1 pseudogene is annotated in these 282 nt (G+C 28.0%); it reads left to right on the plus strand.

What is annotated here, in order from left to right:
* Positions 1–282 (plus strand): annotated as a pseudogene (locus LDP10_RS03480) (phenylalanine--tRNA ligase subunit alpha); the annotation flags it as partial.

A 282-nucleotide genomic window follows, 5' to 3' on the forward strand; every position in this document is an offset into this window, starting at 1 on the left:
TGAAAAAAAAATAAATAAAGAAAAAATTGATATTTCATTGTCGGGTCGTCGTGTTGAAAATGGTGCTATGCATCCAATTACAATCATTATTAATAATATAGAACGGTTTTTTTTGAATTTAGGATTTAAATCAATCACAGGTCCTGAAATAGAAGATGAATATCATAATTTTAGTGCGTTAAATATATCTCACAATCATCCTTCTAGATCTAATAAGGATACTTTTTGGTTTGACATCAATAGGTTACTTAGAACTCAAACATCAAGTATGCAAATTCGGAT

Origin of the sequence: Buchnera aphidicola (Pemphigus obesinymphae), assembly GCF_026122815.1 — a bacterium.
Lineage (GTDB): Bacteria > Pseudomonadota > Gammaproteobacteria > Enterobacterales > Enterobacteriaceae > Buchnera_C > Buchnera_C aphidicola_BJ.